We start from the raw sequence: 21,182 nt of genomic DNA on the forward strand, positions 1-21,182 counted from the left end.
CGGAATTTCCTGCTTTTCAAAACCGGGGCTTGTTCACAGTATGGCGCTGAAAATTTAAATGAAATTGGCATAAAGCCCATTATTGATATAGGTATGCAGCTATCAAATCAGGACTTCAAATCCTCAGAACTGCCAGGCCAGCTCGCCCAATCCTTCAAAACGGATCGCAAAACGATCGCCCTGCGCCAACGGCATGCAGCCGCACCAGGTTCCTGTGGTCACCACGGTGCCGGCAGGCACGCTGCCGTATTCGCGTGTCACATGCTGCAGCCAGTCCACCAGCAGCCAGGCCGGATCGCCCAGGCTGTGCGTGCCGGTAAAGCGCTGCGGCGGACCACCGTTCACAGCCACCGTGCACAGCTGCCGCGCCCAGTCGCGGCCGGCGATGACGGACGCGCTCTGCCACTCGCCCAGTGCCAGTCCGCCATGGCATTGGCCGTCGGCCAGCAAGGCCAGGGCCGGGGCCTTGAGGCCGTCGCGCCAGCGCACGTCCACCCATTCCACGGCCACGCAGGCGGCATCCACCAGCGCCAGCGCGCTGTCGTAATCGAGGACTGCGGCCTGCTCGGCGCTCACATCCCGGCCTATGCGCAGGGCGATCTCGGCCTCGGCACAGCGCAGATTGAAGACGGTATCGGGCGCAGGCACCGGGTTCAATCCCTGGCGAATGCCGTCCTCGGGCAGCGGCACATGCAGCAGCGCGGCGTTGCGGCCCGGGCCGCCGGACTTCCAGTAACGCGGCGCGCGATCGGCGGGCCACCAGTTCCAGGTACGCGCCAGCGCGCTTTGCACGGCACGGGCATCGGCGGCATCGCGCATCAGCGCTGCCACGTCAGCACCCAGAGCCTGGGCCGTGCCCAGTTTGCGCGACCACCACAGCGCATCGGCCGTGGCATAGCTGTCCTCGGGCAATTCGGGCCACAACGTCTTCCAGTCGGGCAGCACCTCATCCTGCGTCTGCAGCTCGGGAGCCAGCCCGATGGGCGGGGTATTGGCAAACGGTGCCGGGCCGCACCAGCCGCTTTTGCAATCATTGTTTTCAGACATGACGGCAATGATGGCAAATTTCCGGTCCCCATGTCACCAATTCAGTGCTTGGCCCACATCCAGAGCGGCTTTCAGATGGTTATGCACAAAATGCATAGCATCTCAAACAAGAAGCCTTGGACAGGAAAATTCGGCGCGCGCACACTGTGAATCCCGGACAGCAAGGGCTTACAACGACCTTGCTCCACTCAGTCAACCAGGCCTACATCATGCAAGCCAAAGACTCTTCAGCGCTGTCCACAGCGCATGCTCTGCCCTCCTACCTCAACTCTGATCATCTCGGTCCCTGGGGCATTTATCTGCAACAGGTCGACCGTGTCACCCCCTACCTGGGCTCGCTGGCCCGCTGGGTGGAAACGCTCAAGCGCCCCAAGCGCATCCTGATCGTCGATGTCCCCATCGAGATGGACGACGGCCGTATCGCTCACTTTGAGGGCTACCGCGTGCAGCACAACCTGAGCCGCGGTCCCGGCAAGGGCGGTGTGCGCTTCCACCAGGATGTGACTCTGTCTGAAGTGATGGCCCTCTCGGCCTGGATGAGCATCAAGAATGCAGCCGTGAACGTGCCCTACGGCGGCGCCAAGGGCGGCATCCGTGTCGATCCGCGCCAGCTGTCCAAGGCCGAGCTGGAGCGCCTGACACGCCGCTACACCAGCGAAATCGGTCTGCTGATCGGCCCCACCAAGGACATTCCGGCACCTGACGTGAACACCAACGGTCAGGTCATGGCCTGGATGATGGACACCTACTCCATGAACACGGGCGCCACGGCCACCGGCGTGGTCACGGGCAAGCCCGTGGACCTGGGCGGTTCGCTGGGTCGCGTCGAGGCCACGGGCCGCGGCGTGTTCACCGTGGGTGTGGAAGCCGCCAAGCTCACCGGCCTGAATGTGCAGGGCGCACGCGTGGCCGTGCAGGGCTTCGGTAACGTGGGTGGCACGGCGGGCAAGCTGTTTGCCGATGCCGGCGCCAAGGTCGTGGCCGTGCAGGACCATACGGGCACCATTCAGAACGCCAATGGCCTGGATGTGACGGCATTGCTCGAGCATGTGGGCAATACCGGCGGTGTGGGTGGCTTTGCCGGCGCCGAGGCCATGGATGCGGCCGCCTTCTGGGGCGTGGATTGCGACATCCTGATTCCCGCCGCGCTGGAAGGCCAGATCACCAAGGAAAACGCCGGCCAGATCAAGGCCAAGCTGGTGATCGAGGGGGCCAACGGCCCCACCACTCCTGAGGCCGACGACATCCTCAGCGAAAAAGGCGTGCTGGTTCTGCCCGACGTGATTGCCAATGCCGGCGGCGTGACCGTGAGCTACTTCGAGTGGGTGCAGGATTTCTCCAGCTTCTTCTGGACCGAAGACGAGATCAACGCCCGTCTGGTGCGCATCATGCAGGAAGCCTTTGCCGGCGTCTGGGCCGTGGCCCAGGAGCACAAGGTGACACTGCGCACCGCCACCTTCATCGTGGCCTGCAAGCGCATTCTCCACGCCCGCGAGGCACGCGGCCTGTATCCATAAGAACCCCTTGAGGCGCTACGCGCGCGCCTTCTCCCGAGAGGGACGCCCCTGGCCGGGCGCCCCTCTCTACGCGCTTCGCGCCAAGAGAGGGGTCGGCGGCTTCGCCGGGGCCGCGAGGCGGCTCTTGCTCGGCAACTCTTTGTCGGGATGTGCCTGTTTCAGGCGCGAGCACAACGAAAAAGCCTTCTGTTTCCAGAAGGCTTTTTTATTGGTTGCGCGAGAAGGATTTGAACCTCCGACCTTTGGGTTATGAGCCCAACGAGCTACCAGACTGCTCCATCGCGCGGTAATTTGTTTCTCAACAGCAGTCGCTGTGTTGATAGGCGCAATTGTAGCCTAAATCGGCCTGTCATGCGGAGCAGTTATATAAACACGCGCTTTTTTATGGTTACTGGCTCTGAAATTTGTCGCCCGCTCCGCATTGGCGGCAGCAATTGCCACCCGGGCCAGTCGGTATAGTTGCCGCCCATGGCCAAAGAGAAAACCACTTTCACCTGCAACGCCTGTGGCGGCACCAGCCCGCGCTGGCTGGGCAAATGCCCGGGCTGCGGCGCCTGGAACACCCTGGTCGAGACCGTGGCCGACTCCGCCTCGGGCGGCAAGAATCGCCTGAGCCAACCTCAGGGCTATGCAGGTCTGGCCAATGCCCAGCCCGTCACCCCGCTGTCGGCCATCGAGGCCCAGGATGTGGCGCGCACCCCCAGTGGCATCGAGGAGCTGGACCGCGTGCTCGGCGGCGGCGTGGTGGAAGGCGGCGTGGTGCTGATCGGCGGCGACCCCGGAATAGGTAAGTCCACACTTCTTTTGCAAGCCATGGATGCATTGCATCGTATTGGCCTGCCCACGCTCTATGTGACCGGCGAGGAAAGTGGCGCCCAGGTGGCGCTGCGTTCGCGCCGGCTGGGGCTGGACAACAGCCAGGTCAATGTGCTGGCCGAGATCCAGCTCGAGAAAATCCTCGCCACCGTGGAGGCCACCCAGCCTGCCGTGGTGGTCATCGACTCGATCCAGACGGTGTATTCGGACCAGCTCTCCTCGGCTCCGGGCTCCGTGGCCCAGGTGCGCGAATGCGCGGCCCATCTGACGCGCGCGGCCAAGACCACGGGCATCACCATCATTTTGGTGGGCCATGTGACCAAGGACGGCGCGCTGGCCGGCCCGCGCGTGCTCGAGCACATGGTGGACACGGTGCTCTACTTCGAAGGCGACACGCACAGCAACTTCCGACTGGTGCGCGCCATCAAGAACCGCTTCGGTGCCGTCAACGAGATCGGCGTTTTCGCGATGACGGAAAAAGGCCTCAAGGGCGTGACCAACCCCAGCGCCATCTTTCTGAGCCAGCACAGCGAGCCCGTGCCCGGCAGCTGCGTGCTGGTGACGCTGGAGGGCACGCGCCCCATGCTGGTGGAAATCCAGGCGCTGGTGGACCAGGGCGGCCCGGCTGCGCGCCGTCTCTCCGTCGGCCTGGACCGCGACCGGCTGGCTATGCTGCTGGCGGTGCTCAACCGCCATGCAGGCGTGGCCTGCGCCGACCAGGATGTCTTCGTCAACGCCGTGGGCGGCGTGCGCATCAATGAGCCTGCGGCTGACCTGTCGGTGATGTTGGCAATCACTTCCAGTCTGCGTGGCAAGTCGCTGCCCAAGGGCTTTATCGCGTTTGGCGAGGTTGGTCTGGCCGGTGAGGTGCGCCCTGCACCGCGCGGCCAGGAGCGACTCAAGGAGGCCGCAAAGCTGGGATTCACCGTCGCCGTGGTCCCCAAGGCCAATGCCCCCAAGAAGCCCATCGCCGGCCTGACCATCCATGCCGTGGAGCGCGTGGATGAGGCCATCAACATCGTGCGCGGCATTGGTTGATGTATTTTGATAGCTGCTTGCGCCTATTAGTTAACGATATCAGCTCATAAATGATATGAAATCGTTGATTGATATACGCCTGCAGCTACTGTTTTTAAAAACTCCTTGATCACAGCGGCCCGTGCGGGCATACGCACTGTCCGCAACCTCAAACCCACACCCTCGTATGACAATAAGCCCATGAATTTGCGCAATATTTTGGTTCCCCTGGGCTTGATCGTGCTGGTGATCGCGGCCTACAACTCTGCGGGCTGGCCCGGCGTGGCGGCTGTGGCAGGCGGCATCATCATGTGGGTGCTACTGCACTTCACGCGCCTGATGACCATCATGAAGAAGGCGTCGGACCGGCCTATCGGCTATGTGGGCAGCGCCGTGATGCTCAATGCCAAGCTCAAGCCCAAGGCTCCGCTGGTCCATGTGGTGGCCATGACCCGCTCCCTGGGCCAGCGCCTGTCCGAAGAAGGCCAGAGCCCCGAAATCTACCGCTGGACCGACGGTACCCAGTCCCATGTGACCTGCGAGTTTGTCGCCGGCCGTCTCATGAAGTGGGAGCTGCAGCGTCCCGAGCAAAAGGAAGACACGGCGGCTGACGTACAAGCAACAGACCGGACATAGGCGCCGACCTCCCCCTAAAATGGCAGCTTCAGGAGACAAGCGCTGCCGCCGACCCGGCAGCAGCGCCCGCCGAACACACAACCCATAGAGGATGGTTTTATGAGCCCTGTTGTTCCCTCGATGTCCGACCGCGACGGCAAGATCTGGATGGATGGCCAGCTGGTGGAATGGCGCGATGCCAAGATCCACGTGCTGACCCATACGCTGCACTATGGCTGCGGCGCCTTTGAAGGCGTGCGCGCCTATGAAACCGCACAGGGCACAGCCATCTTCCGCCTCGAAGAGCACACCAAGCGCCTGTTCAACAGCGCCAAGATCCTGCGCATGCAGATCCCGTTCAGCCAGGAGCAGGTCAACCAGGCCCAGGTCGAGGTGGTCAAGGCCAATGGCCTCAAATCCTGCTATCTGCGCCCGCTGACCTGGATCGGCGACCGCAAGCTGGGTGTCTCGCCCAAGGGCAATACCATCCACCTGATGGTGGCTGCCTGGGCCTGGGGCGCCTATCTGGGCGAGGAAGGCATGCAGCGCGGCATCCGCACCAAGATTTCCAGCTTCACCCGCCACCATGTGAACATCACCATGAGCCAGGCCAAGGCGGTGAGCAACTACACCAACTCCATCCTGGCCAATACCGAGGCTCTGGACGACGGCTATGACGAGGCCATCCTGCTGGACGCCTCGGGCTTTGTCTCCGAAGGATCGGGCGAGAACATCTTTGTGATCAAGGACGGCGTGATCTACACCCCCGACCTGTCCGCCGGCGCACTCAACGGCATCACGCGCAACACCGTGCTGCACATCTGCAAGGACCTGGGCCTGGAAGTGGTGCAAAAGCGCATCACCCGCGATGAGCTGTATATCTCGGACGAGCTGTTCTTCACCGGTACCGCCGCAGAAGTCACTCCCATCCGTGAAGTGGACCGCGTGCAGATCGGCGAAGGCAGCCGTGGACCGATTACCGAGAAAATCCAGGCGGCCTACTTTGACATCGTCAACGGCCGCAACCCCAAATACGCACACTGGCTCACCAGAGTGTGAATCCCCCTGAGCGGCTTTTCCGCTTCCCCCCCGGGGGACAGCACCGCCGCTGCGGGACGGCCCTTGCTCGGGGCATCTGATCTCAGATGCGCCAGCATTGCCGGCCATGCTTCATTTTTGAAAACACGAAAGACACGAGAAATGACCACGAATGCCGTCGTCGAACTGGCCGCCAAAGACCTGAACGCCCAGGGTGGTGTGTTCTGCCCCAGCCCCAAGGCCGATATGAAGCTGTGGAACAGCCACCCCAAGGTCTACCTGGATGTGGCCAAGACCGGCGACGCCAAATGCCCTTATTGCGGCACGACTTACCGCCTAAAGGCCGGTGAGGTGTTTGCTGGCGGGCATTGAAGCAACCACCCCTCATGAAAAAGGCTCCCATTAGGAGCCTCTTTTTTATGCTTCGGGATTGAGAGCCCGATGCCAGGTGCTGCCTGGCACTGCCCCGCCGTGAGCCTTGAACATTTCCGTGAAATGCCGCCTCTCCCCACCCCTGAGCTTGACGATGGGAGCACTGATCTTCGGCCCCTGGACCCGGCACAGCTGGGGATACAGCAAATACCATTTCCAGCGCAAAGCATGGTGATAGTAATAGGCCGAGTCCTCGGCCTTGAACAATGCCATGCGTGAATACTGTCTTTGGCGCAGCACCTGCTGCGCCGTGATATGGATCAGCAGGTAATGGGGGTCACCGATGTTCTGCCGGATACCGGCCCAGTCTGACCGGGCCTGAAGCCGCTGCAGATAGGCCTCGGTTCCCTCGACAATCAAGGCCTGATGGAATTCCCGCTGCCAGGCGACGATGAAATCAGAGCCCGCCAAAGCGCCAAATGCCCAGCTTTCAATGACAGGCGTCTGCACATTGGTGGTGAATTTTTCAAGATAGAAGCCTACAAACTCCGTCCTGGAGTCGGCAGCTGCCTGCATCCAGCTCAGCGAGCGTGTCAGCAAGGTACTGGCATCCAGCCAGAAGCCCCCGTGCAGGGCCACGAGGTACAGGCGCAGCCAGTCGGACTGCTTGGTGGGATGCAACTCAAGGAACCGTGCAGGCAAAGCCCCTTGCTGCACGTACTGAGCCAGGTTGCCTGGATGCACAAGGCATACCTCATAATCCGGACACTGCAAATGCCAGCTCTGGATGCATTCGCGCACAAACGAATCAGGCTGAGGGTGGTTCCAGTAGGTCCACAGCTTCTTGGGAATCGCGGCACTCTGCGGCGCGGCCAATATCGGCGCCGAACCCAGCACCTCGCCATCGACAACCAACGGTGCCGCACCGCCGTAACTTGCCGAAGATTTCAGCGTGCGGGGCTGAACCAGCTTTAATGCGCTTTTGAACAAATGGGCAGGAATCCGGGTCATGGTACCGATAAATAATAAGAAACAATAAAGACAAAATGATTCGTGCAGATTGTCCATCAGAACGATGAATTCATACTCCTTTGCCAAGCCCTGTACCGAGGGCACAACACCGGTCCGCATTCTTCACTTCGTGACCGGAGGATTCTCCGGTGCCACCCAGGTCGCGGTGGACCTGAGCCTGGCCGCGCAGCGCACGCCCGGCTATGAGGTTCTGCTGGTGCTGCGCCGCAAGCCCAGCACGGATGAACACAAGATTGACGCACTGCGCCAGCAAGGTCTTCAGATCATCGTGGTGTCCAACTGGCTGCATGCACTCACCGTCTGGGAACTGCGCAAGATCATTCGCGGATTCAGGCCCGATGCGTTGTTCGCTCATGGTTTCAGCGACCATATCTGGGGCCGGCGCGCTGCGGCGGCCGAAGGCGTGGCGCATGTCTTTCATGTGGAGCACAACTCGCGTGAGCGCTACACGCCGCGTCGGCTGCGCCAGGCCCTGGCGCTGGAGCCGTTCACCCAGGCCCATATCGGCGTCTCCGAAGGCGTCAGGACCAGCCTGGTCGAGCGGGGTTTCCCGGCTGAAAAATGCATTGCCATCTGCAACGGCATCGACCTGACGCGCTTTCCCCAGGAGGCCATGCCCTCGCTCTGGCAGGAGCGCGAGCCCGCGATTTACATGGCCTCACGCTTTGCGCGCCAAAAAGATCACGACACGCTGATCAGGGCCATGGCCGCTCTCAGGCAACGCGGCCTGACGCCCACACTCTATCTGGCCGGCGCGGGCAAGAGCTCACTCAGGGCCAGAGCCGAGAGGCTGGTGGCTGAACTGGGACTTGAGCAGCAGGTTCGCTTCCTGGGCAATGTCTCGGACCTGCCCCAGCGGCTGTCGAGAACGCAGATCTTTGTTCTGGCTACGCATTGGGAAGGCATGCCTCTGGCGCTGGTGGAGGGCATGGCCGCAGGCTGCGCCTGTGTCGTCTCCGATGTGATCGGCGCTCGGGAAGTGGTGACACCCGAGGTGAACGGCCTGCGGGTGCGGGAATCAGACCCCGAGGCCCTGGCCCAGGCTCTGAAGAAGCTATTGGATAACCCGGAGCTTGCACAAAATCTCGGCCGAGCGGCACGCGACCATGCCCTAAATCACTATGGGCGCGAGCATATGTGGCAGCAATATCAAGAATTATTACGAAGCTAATGCCGGAAGAATGGATTTCACAAAACCATTGAAAAAGCAAAAAACAAAATCAACATGCGTGCAACTCTAAAATATTTATCATAATTTTTTGAAGAAATTTTTCAATTCCAAATGAAATTTCATTCTGAATTTTTTAATTCTTTCAATCCAAGTATTTTTATTTCTGACAGTCCATATACTGCTATCAGCACTTGAATCAGCCAGAATAATTGCAGCAGGATGAACTCCAAATATTTTCAGATCATTCTCCCACCAGAATCTCAAATCTATATCAACCGGCCGGCCAAAAGGTATTCTGGAGCGGATCAATTTCTCTGCACCAGTTCTACTAATGATATACCCTGTTGTACAGCTTGGAACTTTTTTATAATCAACAATTTCATAGCCATCTGTTAAATAAACAGAACTACCGATCTTTTCATTGCCTTCTCTTCCTATCAGTTTAATCATATCCCACTCGATATCAACAGAATCTATCGATTTCAAAATTTTCGAGAAATCATCTTTCAAGCAAATATCATCTTCCAATACCACAAGCGCTGGAGCCTCGCTTGCAAGCAAAATCTTCCATGCCTCGATATGACTGCCATAGCACCCCTTCTCTCCATTAGAGAGAGGCTTGTAGTACTGTTTTTTGTTCAGTGCTATGCTATACAGATCTCGCATTTTTTCAGCAGGAAGATCCGCCCACCATACAGCCTCCAGCCGTTGGGCATTCAGGTTCAGCCGAAGAAATTCGGCTTCCATGTTAGCTCGCCTTATTTTATCTTTCGACAAATTAATATATAGAATTGGTTTTTCTTGCATAAGAAATCCTCAATAAAAGACAGAGCAATGCGTATAAGAAATTTTACCCTAAAGAGTATAGAAAACACATACCTGATATTAATCACATTAGGATATTTTCTATTCCCTTGGAAACTTAATCAAGGCATTGCACTGATTGGCATGGGTCTTTTACTATGGTTAATAAATAATTTTAAAAATCCAGATTTAAAATCTTTAATCAAAGATCCACTGGTTATTTTAATTTTATTGTTCTTAAGTCTTTGCATTTTACATATCAAAGAAATTCCTGGAAATGGAGCTACCAGTGTAGCAGACTCCATTAGCCGATACTATAAATATTTCTTTTCAGTTCTTGCAGTCGGAGCAATGACGGATACCAGATTAAGAAATTACTCCGTACGTGCATACTTCATATCAGTACTATTAATTATAGTATCAATGCATTTAAATATCTTCTGGAATTTACCGTGGTCAAATACAACCACCAAAGGATGGGGTAATGACCAGACTGTAGTTGGAGACTACATCACACAAAACCTTTTCACCTGTCTTTTTGTTATATTAGCAATAGATTCATTTATAAAAAGCACAAAACAACATCAAAAAATATTTTTTATAATTGCTGCACTACTGGGAACACATGCGATTCTATTCTTATCTATTGGCAGAACAGGATACGTGCTTCTCACTGTATCTCTTGGGGCATATGCACTATGGGCTATTCAATCGAAGCTGAAATGGCTTGTCCTCATCGGATTAGCAGGAGTAGTCTCACTGGCAATCTATAGCTCCGATCATGCATCACAGCGCGTGCGGTTGGCCATGACAGAGGCAACCAATGCTGTGGACTCCATCAAAAACGACAAGGTTCCTGACCTCACCAGCATTGGCGCTAGAATTTATATGTGGGACCAAAGTTTAAATATTGTTTCTCAGAGGCCCATCTTTGGATGGGGTATTGGGAGCTACCCACAGCGCTGGTGCACCACAGTTCCTGAAGTATGGTGCAATGAAAGTGCAAAGTACCACCCTCACAATCAATATTTGATGTTTTGGATAGAACTTGGATTTCCTGGGGTTATTTTATATCTAGCAATCATGTTTTATCTATCTCGCACGGGTATGAAAGACAAAAAACACGGAGGAGCACTAGTCTCCCTAGTTGCCATACTATTTATAGATAGTTTTATTAATTCACCTTTATATGTAAGACGAGAATATCAGTTTTTTCTTCTTTGCATCCCATTAATGTATTCATTTGCCATGCCAAAATTAATAACAAAAAAATCTACCATTTCATAAAAACTGTTTCCACCAATTTCTAACTTCGTGCGCAGCCTTAACCTCTTTATTGAAATCACGCATCTCTGAATTCAAAAAAGATGCAAGCTGCATCTCTTTGACATCTTCGAATATCAATACATTATTGGAGTGATAAAAAATATCATTCTTAGCAGATCTCCTGTTGGTAATCAATTTACACCCTAAAAAAGCTGCCTCCATCGATCTCATCGTAGGTCCAGTTTGGTTATTTTGAACAATTTCCACCAAACACTTGGACCGTGCAGCTTTTTTTATATTATCTTCATACGATATTTCATGATGACTTAAATATTTAGACTCCTCCTGAGAATAATTAATCCTCTTGCTCGGTGTGACATGGAAATGACAAATCAACCCTTCATTCTCAGCACGCTTCTTAATTTCAATTAATTGTTTTAAGCGACCTTTATCGGACCCAATAAAATAAATATCGATATCCTTTTCAGAACTTGAGATATTGAGGTCCACAAACGGCTGCACTGCGTACCTTAATGAGTGATTATTAGCATCCGATGAGTCGAACGTAAAAACGTCGTCAAAAAGATTTCTCAGGATATTTAGATTTCGCTGAACCTTCCAATCCTTTCCATCATGCGTTTTTAATGGATTCCACAAAAAAATGCTTTTCCTTCTTACAGGCGGCAAGGCTTTTGAAATTACCTGAAGATCTCTAATATAATCAATGTCAAAGAATAAAACACTGTCATCTTTTGAAATTTTTCCGATTGATTCTTGTATTTCTTTTGAAAGACTAATTCCTTGACCCAGTAAAAAAAACTTAGCCTCAAAATATCTAATTATTTTCCCAAAAAAACTTTTTTTCTTCTTTGAAAATTGAATTACATTAACTCCATTTATTTCATGCAAAGGTTGCAAAATAAATCCAGCCAATGTATTATCTTCATCGGTAATTATATGCAGCATATTTGAAACTTATTAATACGACAGAAGTCAGTCTTTATTATTGATTCATGGACTTGGCAGGAAGTCCAAGGGCCAACGCACCCAGCGCGCCCTGAGCCAAGGCAAAAACGCCATAGAGCAGGCCTACGCCAACAGCCAAGGTAGCGGGCACGCCAAACGGAGCCAGTGCAGCAACCGCCGCGGTTTCCCGCGTTCCCCAGCCACCCACACTGACCGGCAACGCCGCCATCAGGAAAATCGGGGCAATCGCAAAAGCCCACACGGACAGTGGCTGCCACAGACCCAGGGCCAGCGCACCACAGGCCAGCGCAGCGGCCGACAGCAGTTGCACCATGGCCGAGCTCAAACCCTGCAACCATAGTTGAGGTATGAAATCGGCCCTTTGCACCGCGTCTTGCAAGGGGGCCAGCCAAGCTCCCGGCAGCTTGACCCATTCCAGATGTACAGCCTTCAGCAGACCCCATGGCAACAGCAGCCACAGCAAGGTGATAAGCAGCAAAGCTGTCCTGAAAAGCGTCACGTCCAAATGCAGCCATGGCGCCAAGGTGGCTGCACAAGCCACGGCGCCCCAGCCTCCAATGGCGCACAACATCCAGAGACCGCTGAGCCGATCCAGAATCACCGACAGGCTGCTTGCTGATTTGGACTGTCCGGTCTTTTGCATAGCCAAAGCCCGGTAGACATCGCCGCCGACGACCGCCCCTGGCAGCAGCACATTTAGGCCAATGGCCTGGAAATACCAGCGCATGGCTGAGGCCATCGGCATCTCGACCCCCAGCCAAACAGCCATGGCCCTCCAGCGCCAAGCGGATACTGCGTTGGAGGCAATGGCAAACCCAAAGCCCGCCAGCAACCACCAGGGATTTGCCTGCTGCAAGCGCCCCCAGACCTGCACGGGATTGGCGAGATAGATGACAGCGCCCAGCAATGCCAGGCCCAGCATGCCCTTGGCAAATGCTTTGCGGCCCTTGTTCACGATGTGCCGAGCATCGCTTCCGAGGCTTGCGGTTCAGGCGCAGTTTCCACAGCGCCGTAATCCTTAGCGTGGTACTGAAAGCCGCTGCCCGACTCGTAATAGATACGCGTCAGCAGCTCGCCGATCAGGCCCGCAGCGATGAACTGCATGCCCATCAGCACCAGCATGACCCCAGCCATCAACAGAGGGCGGCCTCCAATCGCTTCGCCCATGATCTTTTGCGCCAGCAGCCACAGCAGAATCAACACGCCAGGCGTAGCCATCCACAGCCCCATGCCGCCGAAGGCATGCAGCGGGCGCTGGCGAAAGCGCATGAAAAAGACAATGAAAATCAGATCCAGAATCACCCGAAAAGTACGATCTATGCCGTACTTGGAGACACCGCGCGTACGCGCATGGTGACGCACCGGAATCTCCGTGATGCGCGCACCGGCATCACGCGCCAGTGAGGGGATGAAACGGTGCATCTCGCCGTACAGGCGGATGCGGTCAATGATTTCGCGGCGATAGGCCTTCAATGCACAGCCATAGTCGTGCAGCTGCACATTGGTGAATTTGGAGATCAGGCGGTTGGCCAGCACCGAAGGCAGGCGGCGCGACAGCGCCTTGTCCTGGCGATTCTTGCGCCAGCCCGAGATCATGTCCACGTCGGGGTCGCTTTCCAGGCGCTCCAGCAGCAGCGGAATATCGCCGGGTTCGTTTTGCAGGTCGGCATCCAGCGTGACCACATAACGGCCGCGCACCCGGTCGAAACCGGCTTGCAGGGCACTGGACTGGCCGTAGTTGCGCACCAGACAGACGGCACGCACCCAGGGATGCTGTTCGGCCAGCTCGCGCAGACGCCTGGCACTGCCATCCGTCGAGCCATCGTCCACTGCAATCAGCTCGTAACTCAGTGCCTGGGTGCGCATGGCCTCGTCAATGCGGGCCACCAGATCGGGCAGATTATCGAACTCGTTATATACAGGAACAACGATGGAGACTTCGGGGTTTGAATCGTGCACGGACGTCATGCTGAATGATTGGGGATAACAGTCACCTATACTAACTGAATACCCCATGTGCCATTTGCGCCAGGCCCATTGTTTGGCCTGCAAAGCCAAGCGCAATCGTAAGTGCGCACTATCAAAACATGTGCACCCGCCAAATCCTATGGCATCAAACTCCTCAACTTCTATTCGCCCTGACTGGCAGCAAGCCCTGTATGCCAAGCCATGGATATGGCTGGCCCTTTTGGTGTGCGCCCATATCCTGTCCCGCATCTGCATTTCGGCGGGCATGAAATGGGATGAATCCGAACAGATTCTCTGGGCCCAGCAATTACAGCTGGGCTACGGCCCGCAACCGCCTCTGTATACCTGGATGCAATGGGCGGTCTGCCAGATTCTCGGCCCTTCGGTGCTGGCTCTGGCTCTGCTCAAACACCTGCTGATCGCCCTGACCTATTGCCTGGCATGGCTGGCTGGCCGGCAGTTGCTGGGTCAGAAAGGTGCCTGGTGGGTTGCCGCAGGTCTGCTGCTGATGCCCCCCTTCGGCTGGGACTCGCTGCGCGATCAAACCCATACGGTGATGGTGACGGCGATGACCATGGGTCTATGGTGGGCTGTGCTGCGCCAGGTGCAAAGGCCGCAAGCCATCAATTTTGTTCTGATCGGCCTCTTCTGCGGTCTGGGCATGCTGTCCAAATACAGCTATGCCATGCTCATTGGCGCCTTGTTCCTGGCCTCCATGACGGTGGCACAGGTGCGTCGCGCCATCTTCGCCAGTGGCTGGTGGCTGGCTCCGCTGGTGGGACTGCTGGTGTTTGCGCCCCATGGCTTCTGGCTGGCTTCGCACTGGGGCATGGCAACCACCGAAACCGTGCAGAAGATGTCCATCTCCACCGAGGCCTCGTATCTGACGGGTCTGGGCAATCTGCTCAAGGCCCTGCTTTCGACCTTGGGCCTGTGGCTGATTGCCGCTCTGGTCAGCTATCGCTCCAGACTCTGGAAGCCCGGAACCAAAGCGTCTTTACCGGGCCAGGTCTGGGCCTGGCCTTTGCTGCGCAACTACCTGCTCATCATTGCCATCTGCCTGCTGGCCATGGTGCTGGCGGCAGATGTCACAGACTTCAAGCAGCGATGGATGCTGCCTCTGATAGCCATTGCACCCCTGGCCCTCTATGTCTGGCGTCCGACGCTTCTGGAGCAAGGCGTGGGCCGGATGTTCACCACCTTCGTCGTCGTCTTTGCGCTGATCTTTCTGATCATGGCAACACTGCGCCCCTGGCAGGGCAGTCGCAAGAACGATCCCGACGAGCTCAACCATCCGGTCAAGGCCCTGGCCCAGGAACTGCGCAAGGCTGGTTATGACGGCAAGGGAGTCATCGTTGGCTCCGACCATATGATGGCTGCGATGCTGCATTCGCAGTTCCCGCAAGCCTACGCCCTGAGCTGCTCTGATGGCGCACAGCTGAGGCAATGTCTGTCTCAGGCCGACACCGATGCCGCAGGCGGTCTGCTATTGATTACACGCGCCGACAAGCCCGTGGAGGGCTGGTGGGCCGGCATCTTCACCACACAGACAAAAACCGCAGTGCAGACACTGAGCATCCCTTTCGAGAAAATGCCTGCCAGCGCAACACCTGCGCAATACCAATATCTCTGGATTGCCCCATGAATCCCGTTCTGATCACCGGCTGTGCCGGCTTTATCGGCATGCATTGCGCCAAGCGACTGCTTGAGCAGGGCGTGCCCGTGGTTGGCATCGACAACCTCAACAACTACTACGACGTGGCACTCAAGCATGCCCGCCTCGCCGAGTTGCGTCCGCATGCCCACTTCCGCTTTGTGGAGCTCGATGTAGCGGACCGGCAAGGCATGGCCAACCTGTTTGCCCAAGCGGCCCCCTCCAAGGTGCTCCATCTGGCCGCGCAGGCCGGTGTTCGCTACTCCATCGATCAGCCCGACGACTATACCGACTCGAATCTGCTGGGCTTTGGCAATATCTTGCAAGGATGCCGCAAGCACCAGGTCGGGCATCTGGTCTATGCCAGCAGCTCCAGCGTCTATGGCGGCAACACCAAGATGCCGTTTGCCGAAAGCGACGCGGTGGACCACCCCATCAGCTACTACGCAGCCACCAAGAAGGCCAATGAGCTGATGGCTCATACCTATTCGCACCTGTACGGCATACCCACCACAGGCCTGCGCTTCTTCACGGTGTACGGTCCCTGGGGCCGCCCCGACATGGCCTTGTTCAAGTTCACCAAGGCCATACTGGCGGGCGAGCGCATCGATGTTTATGGCGAAGGCAAGCTGGTGCGCGACTTCACCTATATCGACGATATCGTCGAAGGCATCATGCGCGTGCTGGACAAGCCCGCCACGCCCGATGCCGGCTATGACAGCCAGAACCCCAACCCTGGCACCAGCACCGCGCCCTATCGCATCTTCAATATCGGCAACAACGCGCCCACCGTGCTGATGGACTACATCGCGGCACTGGAGGGATCCCTGCAAATTACCGCCCGCAAGCAAATGCTGCCCATACAGCCCGGGGACATGCACAGCACCTCGGCCGACACGCGCGCCCTGCAAGCCTGGGTCGGCTTCTCGCCAGCCATGCCCGTGGCCACGGGCGTGCAGCATTTTGTGGATTGGTATCGCTCTTTTTATCGCGTATGAAAGTTACTGTCTTTGGTACCGGCTATGTCGGTCTTGTGCAAGGCGCCGTGCTGGCCGATGTGGGCCACCAGGTGCTTTGCGTGGATGTGGATGAGAGGAAAGTCGCGGCACTCAAGGCCGGCCAGATCCCCATCCATGAACCTGGCCTCGATGCACTCGTCACCAACAACCAGCAACTGGGCCGTTTGCAGTTCACCACCAATGCCGCCGAAGGCGTGGCACACAGCGAGTTGATCTTTCTGGCCGTGGGCACGCCGCCCGATGAAGACGGCAGCGCCGACCTGCAATATGTGCTGGCCGTTGCCCGCACCATTGCCAGGCACATGGACGGCCCGCGCATCGTCATCAACAAATCGACCGTGCCCGTGGGAACGGCGGACAAGGTCTCGGCCGTGATTGCCGAAGGCCTTGCACAGCGCAATGTGCAATACCCGTTCGACGTGGTGTCCAATCCGGAGTTTCTCAAGGAAGGCGCGGCCGTGGGCGACTGCCAGCGCCCGGACCGTATCATCATCGGCACCGGCAACCCGGCTTCCGAAGCCAAGCTGCGCGAGCTCTACGCCCCCTTCAACCGCAATCGCGACAAGATCGTGATGATGGATGTCCGAAGCGCCGAGCTGACCAAATATGCAGCCAATGCCATGCTGGCGACCAAGATCAGCTTCATGAACGAGATTGCCAACCTGGCGGAAAAGCTGGGAGCCAATGTGGAGGCCGTGCGCCGCGGCATTGGCAGCGACCCGCGCATCGGCTATCACTTCATCTACCCGGGCGTGGGCTATGGCGGCAGCTGCTTTCCCAAGGATGTGAAGGCGCTGATACACACTGCCAGGGAGGTCGAGTTCGAGCCCCTGCTGCTCAATGCCGTAGAGGACCGCAACCATGCCCAGCGCAATGTGCTGTTCGAGCGCATCAGCGCCTTCTACAACGGCCAGCTTGAAGGCAAGACCATCGCCGTCTGGGGCCTGGCCTTCAAGCCCAATACCGACGATATGCGAGAAGCGCCCAGCCGCAATCTTCTGGAGTCGCTCTGGGCTGCCGGTGCCAAGGTGAAAGCCTACGACCCTGTTGCCATGAAGGAAGCGCGCCGCATCTACGGCGAGCGGGCCGACCTGCAGCTGGTGGATAGCCCTCTGGCTGCCGTGCAGGATGCAGACAGCTTGGCCATCGTGACCGAATGGCAGATCTTCCGTGCGCCGGACTTCGACCTGCTGGCCGCAACGCTGCACGACAAAATGATTTTTGACGGCCGCAACCTCTACGAGCCTGCCCTGCCTGCCAGCCATGGCCTGGGCTATGTCTCCATAGGCCGCCCCGCCCAACTGCCGCGCTGAAACAAAAAAGCCCCGCAGGCTGAAACCTGCGGGGCTTTTTTCTTGAACTGCTGCTCAGGCCAATGGCAGGCTGATCACAAAGCTCGCACCGCTACGGCCGTCGTTGCGTGCCTCGCAGTGCACCGTGCCTCCATGCCGCTCGGCGATCGAACGCACCAGCGACAGACCCAGGCCCACACCGCCGGATCTCTCGCTGGCCCCAGGCAGACGATAGAACTTCTCGAAGATACGCTCGCGCTGCGCCTTGGGAACTCCAGGGCCGTGATCCTCGACACGGATCAACGCCATGCCGTCCTGCTTGGACAGGGACAGAGTGATCTCACCCTCGCTGTAGCGGCGCGCATTCTCCAGCAGATTGCGCACGGCGCGGCGCAGCAATTTCGCGATCCCCTGCACCTCAAGCGGACCATCGGTCTGCATCTCCAGATCGGCATCGATGCGCGCGCATTCCTCGGCCGCCAGACCGATCAGATCGACCGACTCCACCGTGCCCACATCGACCTCGCTGGAGTCCAGGCGGCTGGCCAGCAGGATCTCGTCGACCAGTTGGTCAAGCTCGCCGATATTGCGCTGGATCTCGGCCTTGGCGCGTGCACTGGCCGGATCGTCCCCCATGAACTCCAGGCCCATGCGGATGCGCGTCAGCGGCGAACGCAGCTCATGCGAGGCATTGGCCAGCAGAGATTTGTGAGACGTCATCAAGGTCTCTATGCGCGCTGCAGCGGCGTTGAACTGGTGCGCCAGATCCGCCACCTCATCGTGACCATGCTCGGGGACACGCACCGACAGGTCGCCCTCGCCAAAGCGCTTGACACCGCGCTGCAGGTTTTCCAGACGCTTGAGCAGACGGCGAATGATGGGGAACACGCCCACAACCACCGCCACGCCGACCAGGCCCAGCATCCACAGAAAGCCGAACGGCGGCCGCAGCCAGAAGGCGACGGCACCATCACGCGGGGGAGGGCGGCCCTCACGCCACTCACGTGGCGCCATCCATAGCTCATAGACCTGCCCGTCCCGGGCGGCAATTTCAAAACGCACGCCATCTACGGGAGAGCCGGAGATACGGTTTCCACGCCCCTCCACCAGAACCTCTCCCTCGGGGCCTTTGAGCACCATCTCGCGCGAAGGGGGCGTGGTGCTGTTCTGGGCGCGCTGCTCTTCGGCAATATTCCAGGCCCATGCCACGCACAGGGTGAGCACGGCCACGCCGACCACCACCGCCAGCCAGATGCGCAGATACAGGCGCTGGGAGAACGCATGCAGCAGCTTCATCAGTCTTGTTGCTTGGCAAAAACGTAGCCCACACCGCGCACCGTGAGAATGCGCTTGGGAGCCTTGGGGTCGGCCTCGATCGCGGCACGGATGCGGCCCATGTGCACGTCGATGGAGCGGTCAAACGCCTCCAGTTCGCGGCCGCGAACGGCTTCCATGATCTGGTCGCGCGTCAGAACGCGACCGGCGCGCTCGGCCAGTGCCACCAGCAGGTCGAACTGGTAGGAGGTGAGATCGGCCTGCTGCTCGCCCACCGACACGGTACGGGCATCGCGATCGATTTCCAGGCTGCCGAAGCGCATGACGGCATTGGCGGGGGCCGCCTGGCTTTCGCTGCCTTTACGGCGCAGGATGGCGCGAATACGGGCCAGCAGCTCGCGCGGCTCGAAAGGCTTGGGCAGATAGTCGTCGGCGCCCAGTTCCAGACCGATGATGCGGTCCATGGGATCGCCCTTGGCGGTCAGCATCAGCACGGGGACCTGTGCCGGAGTACCGGGCATGGAACGTATACGACGGCAGACTTCAAGGCCGTCCATATCGGGCAGCATCAGGTCAAGGATCACCAGGTCGGGCAGCTCGACCGAGCCACCATCGCTGGGCTGCAGCTGTTCCAGGCCGCTCTTGCCGTCAGCCATATGGGTCACTTCCAGGCCGTTATTGCCCAGATAATCGCTCACCATTTGCGCTAGGCGAACGTCGTCCTCAATCATCAGAAGTTGGTGCGTGCTCATAGGGGGCAGTGTAGTCATGCTCGCGCCTCGGTATTTCTTCAAGACGCCATGCTGCAGCATGCAGGTGACCTGCTCTTGTCTGGTGCGTAAAGTTGGGTAAACGCCGAGCCGCTCAAAAACAATAGCTGTCAGCGCTTATCCATCAAGCGTCAGAGCCCATTTTTACTCTGGATGCCAGGAAAATCAGCAGCAGCACGGGGAAGCCCATCAGTGCCGTGGTGTGGAAGAACGCCTCGTAACCATAAGCATCGACAAACACCCCCGAGAAGCCCGCCAGCCACTTGGGCGCCAGCAGCATCATCGAACTGAACAGCGCATATTGCGTGGCCGAGTACTGCACATTGGTCAGGCCCGACAGATAGGCGATGAAGGCCGCCGAGGCAATGCCACCCGCCAGATTGTCGGCGCTGACCACCCAGACCAGCGCCGAGACATCGTGGCCGCGCGTGGCCAGCCAGGCAAACAGCATATTGGTGCCAGCCGACAGCACCGCGCCCAGCATCAGCACACGCATCACGCCCCAGCGCACGGCCATGGTGCCGCCCACAAAGCCGCCCAGCAGCGTCATGATGACACCGAACACCTTGGTCACGGCAGCCACCTCTTCCTTGGTGTAGCCCATGTCCACATAGAACGGATTGGCCATGATGCCCATGACCACGTCGCTCACGCGATACAGGCCGATCAGAGCCAGCAGCAGCAACGCCTGCCACCGGTAGCGGCCGATGAAGTCGGCAAACGGAGCAATCAGCGCACCCTTGATCCACTCGGCCGCATTGCGCGCCGGTGCCATGGGACGGGTTTCAGGCTCGGGCGAGAGCAGCACCGTGACCATGCCAACCAGCATGCTTGCCGCCATGGCCGTATAGGCCACATGCCAGGCCTGCACCATATAGCCCTGCACATCCCCCTGCACCTGCGCCGCCACCCACAGCACGCCGGCGCCGGCCCAGATCATGGCCAGGCGATAGCCGGTCTGGTAGGTGGCCGCCAGGGCCGCCTGGTCGTCGAGCTTGGCAGACTCGATACGATAGGCATCCAGCGCAATATCCTGCGTGGCCGAGCCGAAAGCCACCAGCACCGCGCACCACACCAGCGGCTGCAGCGATTGCTTGGGGTCCATGAACGACATGCCGAGCAGGCCCGCCACAATCAGCAGCTGTGAAAACAGCAGCCAGCTGCGGCGACGCCCCAGCATGCGCGTCAGCCCCGGCAGGGGCAGGCGATCCACCAGCGGAGACCATACCCATTTGAATGCATAGGCCAGACCCACCCAGCTCAGGAATCCTATCGTCGTGCGATCGATATCCGCCTCGCGCAGCCAGAAGCTCAAGGTGCCCAGCACCAGCAGCAGCGGCAGGCCGGCCGAAAAACCCAAAGCCAGCATGCGCAAGCTGGTGGGCTGGGCATAGACCTTGAAGGCCTGGCTCCAGCTGCGCTTGGGCTTGATGACGACATCTGCGGAAGTGGGGCTGGTGCTTGTTTGGGACGACTCGGTCATGGTCTGGTTCTCTGAGGCAGAGGGCATTATCGGTTGCCC

The 21,182-nt window shown here is 58.0% G+C and carries 19 protein-coding genes and 1 tRNA gene; 10 read left to right on the plus strand and 10 right to left on the minus strand.

What is annotated here, in order from left to right; all coding sequences use genetic code 11:
• Positions 1-123: 123 nt before the first annotated feature.
• Positions 124-1,047 carry a fumarylacetoacetate hydrolase family protein gene (locus CTATCC11996_RS00670; RefSeq protein ID WP_003071903.1) on the minus strand — a complete coding sequence of 308 codons (924 nt, stop codon included), beginning with the start codon at positions 1,045-1,047 and terminating at the stop codon, positions 124-126.
• A gap of 209 nt (positions 1,048-1,256) precedes the next feature.
• Between CTATCC11996_RS00670 and CTATCC11996_RS00675 the strand changes: the two genes are divergently transcribed.
• Positions 1,257-2,564, plus strand: coding sequence for a Glu/Leu/Phe/Val family dehydrogenase (locus CTATCC11996_RS00675; RefSeq protein WP_034347912.1), 1,308 nt, complete (start codon positions 1,257-1,259; stop codon positions 2,562-2,564).
• 209 nt (positions 2,565-2,773) lie between these two features.
• On the opposite strand, the gene CTATCC11996_RS00680 is transcribed toward CTATCC11996_RS00675, so the two are convergent.
• Positions 2,774-2,850 (minus strand) — tRNA-Met (locus tag CTATCC11996_RS00680).
• A gap of 182 nt (positions 2,851-3,032) precedes the next feature.
• On the opposite strand from CTATCC11996_RS00680, the gene radA reads away from it, so the two are divergent.
• The 4 genes from radA (at position 3,033) to CTATCC11996_RS00700 (ending at position 6,422) form a co-directional block, all read left to right on the plus strand.
• A complete protein-coding gene (gene radA / locus CTATCC11996_RS00685; RefSeq protein ID WP_003071907.1) occupies positions 3,033-4,418 on the plus strand; it encodes a DNA repair protein RadA in 1,386 nt (461 codons plus the stop codon).
• A 180-nt stretch (positions 4,419-4,598) separates the two neighbouring features.
• Complete coding sequence (locus CTATCC11996_RS00690; protein ID WP_003071909.1) at positions 4,599-5,033, plus strand: hypothetical protein; 435 nt, start codon at positions 4,599-4,601, stop codon at positions 5,031-5,033.
• Between the two features lie 99 nt (positions 5,034-5,132).
• Positions 5,133-6,071 (plus strand): branched-chain amino acid transaminase, encoded by a 939-nt coding sequence (locus CTATCC11996_RS00695; RefSeq protein WP_003071915.1) that lies wholly within the window; start codon positions 5,133-5,135, stop codon positions 6,069-6,071.
• Positions 6,072-6,212: 141 nt separating this feature from the next.
• The gene (locus CTATCC11996_RS00700; protein WP_003059801.1) at positions 6,213-6,422 is read left to right on the plus strand and encodes a zinc-finger domain-containing protein; all 210 of its coding nucleotides are present in this window, start codon (positions 6,213-6,215) and stop codon (positions 6,420-6,422) included.
• A 45-nt stretch (positions 6,423-6,467) separates the two neighbouring features.
• Here CTATCC11996_RS00700 and CTATCC11996_RS00705 read toward each other — a convergent pair whose 3' ends face one another.
• Positions 6,468-7,433, minus strand: coding sequence for a glycosyltransferase family 32 protein (locus CTATCC11996_RS00705; protein WP_172590521.1), 966 nt, complete (start codon positions 7,431-7,433; stop codon positions 6,468-6,470).
• Between the two features lie 64 nt (positions 7,434-7,497).
• Here CTATCC11996_RS00705 and CTATCC11996_RS00710 point away from each other — a divergent pair, with 64 nt between their 5' ends.
• Positions 7,498-8,625: a glycosyltransferase gene (locus CTATCC11996_RS00710; protein ID WP_003071924.1), complete on the plus strand. Its 1,128-nt coding sequence runs from the start codon at positions 7,498-7,500 to the stop codon at positions 8,623-8,625.
• Between the two features lie 78 nt (positions 8,626-8,703).
• Here CTATCC11996_RS00710 and CTATCC11996_RS00715 read toward each other — a convergent pair whose 3' ends face one another.
• Positions 8,704-9,432: a glycosyltransferase family 25 protein gene (locus tag CTATCC11996_RS00715; protein WP_034347913.1), complete on the minus strand. Its 729-nt coding sequence runs from the start codon at positions 9,430-9,432 to the stop codon at positions 8,704-8,706.
• On the opposite strand from CTATCC11996_RS00715, the gene CTATCC11996_RS24710 reads away from it, so the two are divergent.
• Positions 9,427-10,716, plus strand: a complete 1,290-nt coding sequence (locus CTATCC11996_RS24710) for an O-antigen ligase family protein (protein WP_138983830.1) — start codon at positions 9,427-9,429, stop codon at positions 10,714-10,716. The two genes, CTATCC11996_RS00715 and CTATCC11996_RS24710, sit on opposite strands and share 6 nt — an antisense overlap.
• On the opposite strand, the gene CTATCC11996_RS00720 is transcribed toward CTATCC11996_RS24710, so the two are convergent.
• Genes CTATCC11996_RS00720 through CTATCC11996_RS00730 form a run of 3 tightly spaced genes read right to left on the minus strand, consistent with a single transcriptional unit; the run spans position 10,711 to position 13,650 of the window.
• Positions 10,711-11,661, minus strand: coding sequence for a WaaS/CpsH family glycosyltransferase (locus CTATCC11996_RS00720; RefSeq protein WP_003071930.1), 951 nt, complete (start codon positions 11,659-11,661; stop codon positions 10,711-10,713). The two genes, CTATCC11996_RS24710 and CTATCC11996_RS00720, sit on opposite strands and share 6 nt — an antisense overlap.
• 37 nt (positions 11,662-11,698) lie before the next feature.
• On the minus strand, positions 11,699-12,637 hold the full coding sequence (locus CTATCC11996_RS00725; protein ID WP_003071932.1) for a lysylphosphatidylglycerol synthase transmembrane domain-containing protein: 939 nt from the start codon (positions 12,635-12,637) through the stop codon (positions 11,699-11,701).
• On the minus strand, positions 12,634-13,650 hold the full coding sequence (locus CTATCC11996_RS00730) for a glycosyltransferase family 2 protein (protein WP_003071933.1): 1,017 nt from the start codon (positions 13,648-13,650) through the stop codon (positions 12,634-12,636). The genes CTATCC11996_RS00725 and CTATCC11996_RS00730 overlap by 4 nt, the downstream gene beginning before the upstream one ends.
• Before the next feature lie 265 nt (positions 13,651-13,915).
• On the opposite strand from CTATCC11996_RS00730, the gene CTATCC11996_RS00735 reads away from it, so the two are divergent.
• From CTATCC11996_RS00735 to CTATCC11996_RS00745, 3 genes are read left to right on the plus strand one after another with little or no spacing between them, the layout of a single operon-like run.
• The gene (locus tag CTATCC11996_RS00735; protein WP_050878818.1) at positions 13,916-15,295 is read left to right on the plus strand and encodes an ArnT family glycosyltransferase; all 1,380 of its coding nucleotides are present in this window, start codon (positions 13,916-13,918) and stop codon (positions 15,293-15,295) included.
• Complete coding sequence (locus tag CTATCC11996_RS00740) at positions 15,292-16,302, plus strand: NAD-dependent epimerase (protein WP_003071937.1); 1,011 nt, start codon at positions 15,292-15,294, stop codon at positions 16,300-16,302. The genes CTATCC11996_RS00735 and CTATCC11996_RS00740 overlap by 4 nt, the downstream gene beginning before the upstream one ends.
• A complete protein-coding gene (locus CTATCC11996_RS00745) occupies positions 16,299-17,636 on the plus strand; it encodes a UDP-glucose dehydrogenase family protein (RefSeq protein ID WP_003071938.1) in 1,338 nt (445 codons plus the stop codon). Before CTATCC11996_RS00740 ends, CTATCC11996_RS00745 begins: the two co-directional genes overlap by 4 nt.
• Positions 17,637-17,690: 54 nt before the next feature.
• On the opposite strand, the gene CTATCC11996_RS00750 is transcribed toward CTATCC11996_RS00745, so the two are convergent.
• The 3 genes from CTATCC11996_RS00750 to CTATCC11996_RS00760 form a co-directional block, all read right to left on the minus strand.
• Positions 17,691-18,911, minus strand: coding sequence for a HAMP domain-containing sensor histidine kinase (locus tag CTATCC11996_RS00750; protein WP_003071941.1), 1,221 nt, complete (start codon positions 18,909-18,911; stop codon positions 17,691-17,693).
• Entirely contained in the window at positions 18,911-19,660 is a 750-nt protein-coding gene (locus CTATCC11996_RS00755; RefSeq protein WP_034348012.1) for a response regulator, read from the minus strand. Before CTATCC11996_RS00755 ends, CTATCC11996_RS00750 begins: the two co-directional genes overlap by 1 nt.
• Positions 19,661-19,784: 124 nt before the next feature.
• Positions 19,785-21,143, minus strand: coding sequence for an AmpG family muropeptide MFS transporter (locus tag CTATCC11996_RS00760; protein ID WP_003071944.1), 1,359 nt, complete (start codon positions 21,141-21,143; stop codon positions 19,785-19,787).
• Positions 21,144-21,182: the final 39 nt, after the last annotated feature.

Source organism: Comamonas testosteroni ATCC 11996 (genome assembly GCF_000241525.1).
GTDB lineage: Bacteria > Pseudomonadota > Gammaproteobacteria > Burkholderiales > Burkholderiaceae_C > Comamonas > Comamonas testosteroni.